Below are 1949 nucleotides of genomic sequence, written 5' to 3' on the forward strand. Positions count from 1 at the left end.
GCAGTTCTTTATTTTCACGTTCGAGTTGTTTAATACGTTCTTGATCTGAAAGTTGCTGTACTTTAATTGGGTTTTGTTTATCTAAATATTTTTGATACCAAACACGTAGAGTTTCAGGAGTACAACCTATCTTGGGAGCAATAGCGGTGATCGCAGCCCAATTCGATGGATAATCTTTCTCGGATTCAATCAATAATTGAACAGCTCTTTCTCTGATTTCAGGGGTATATTTTACTTTTTTCATCGGGACATTCTCTCAGAAAGCTTGGTCTCCGACAAACCCGGTACGGTTCAATTCTCACTTGCCGCAAAATACTTCTTACATGTCTTTGACTAGGCAGCTCAGACACCAATTCATCACAACTGAATCATTCGCTTATTTTTTCTAAACTTATGATCCCAAAAGTCTTTCTACCTGAACTATTGAAATAAGAAGCTTTCCCATACTTTAACTCTTTATCAAACTCAATTTCGCAATAGCCCTTGTGGGAGTTTAACTCATGTGCTTTTTCTAACTCAGGTTCATTTTTATAACTATAACTTAGTAACCATCCGCCTGTTGGCCCATATCTACGAGAAAGAGTTGCTGTATAACTCATACTTTGGCTTTTTGGTGTCCTCAAATGAATTAAAATACATTTCCATGTTTGTTCAATTCCAATTACCCCATTCCAATCATATTTAGTAGAACCATCATCATTTAAAGTTTGGCCCATTATTTTCCATTCTCCACTAATATCAGGAATTTCAAAAAATGGAACTTTCCATATCCATTTATTAAACAACCAATGAAGTGCTAAATACACTAAACCAGTCGTAATAGTCGCTTTTGTAAAAGCGTCTAGACCAGTCAAATTACTTGCCATAGCTAAAATTTGAGCAACTCCACCAGCTACAACTATCGCAGCAAACCCAAGCCATCTTCCAATTGATGCTCTATCATGCCCAAATACCGCATAATCATGCATAAAGTTCTCCAAATATTAAAAGTTTAATCAATTAGATAACTTTCATTAAAATCAGTATGCACCTCAAATTTATCTGTTCCAAAATATATGCGACCTACTTCTTGCGGACTATTATCTAAACGATCAATCGTAGAATTAAGCTGCTCACATTGTTCAGCATTAATATAGAACCTATGCTTATCAAGCCAATTCCTAGAATCATGAAAATTTTCAATGGTTGATGCAATAAATGTTTTGACATATCGCTCAAGTAAAGAACGACTTACTAAACGACGAATTTCAGGAATAATATCAATAGTTTTATCATCTGATGCAACTATTGCAAGAGCACATCTACCTTCAGAGTATACATAACGAACTCCTGAATTATATCTTGCCCCCCTAGAGGGTGTACATTTGTCATTAACTTCACCATCCAAAATAACCCCAAACGCATGGCAAACACCATAAGGATCAAGCAAAATTGTGCCATCAATACTACTAATAGTTTCAAGCAATGTTTCTGTTAAACGAGTTGCCACAATTGAAGTACCCTGTTTACTTAGCCTTTTCGCTTCAATAGCTGCATCTTCTGTGACAACAATCATGCTACCATATTCTTGTTTTATCTGGACTTGTAATAGATTCCACAAATGCAAACTATCCTCAACTGAAGATAGAGGAAATAAGCGAATATAATTCGCTATAAAAGATTGTTGATCAAAATACTCTTGCGGAAGTTTAGGCACTCCATATTTACTGCGAAGAAGCACTTGTTCGCCACAACATAACTCCCAATAGTAATGGTCAAGAAAATTAATAGTAAAAGCATCTTGTTCACTTGGATCATGAGTTGTTTTCAAATCTCCTAATCCATTGTTAGCGGCAGTGTAAAAATGACCCCCTAATGGCATTTAAAAACTGACCCCCTTGGTTAATATAGCGGTCATTTTGGACTGCTCAACATGTTAACTTTGGAGCAAGCAGTGACAATCCAAATAC

3 protein-coding genes are annotated in these 1949 nt (G+C 36.0%); all 3 read right to left on the reverse strand.

Going from position 1 to position 1949, the window contains the following annotated elements:
• Positions 1-244: transposase (locus tag HX743_RS15905; RefSeq protein WP_178319664.1), on the reverse strand; the 244-nt coding region annotated here is incomplete at its 3' end.
• Between the two features lie 124 nt (positions 245-368).
• The gene (locus HX743_RS15910) at positions 369-968 is read right to left on the reverse strand and encodes a pancortin-3 (RefSeq protein ID WP_178319665.1); all 600 of its coding nucleotides are present in this window, start codon (positions 966-968) and stop codon (positions 369-371) included.
• Positions 969-991: 23 nt separating this feature from the next.
• Positions 992-1861 carry a diadenylate cyclase gene (locus HX743_RS15915; protein ID WP_236093738.1) on the reverse strand — a complete coding sequence of 290 codons (870 nt, stop codon included), beginning with the start codon at positions 1859-1861 and terminating at the stop codon, positions 992-994.
• Positions 1862-1949 lie beyond the last annotated feature (88 nt).

Origin of the sequence: Acinetobacter sp. Swhac1 (assembly GCF_013390985.1) — a bacterium.
Taxonomy (GTDB): domain Bacteria; phylum Pseudomonadota; class Gammaproteobacteria; order Pseudomonadales; family Moraxellaceae; genus Acinetobacter; species Acinetobacter towneri.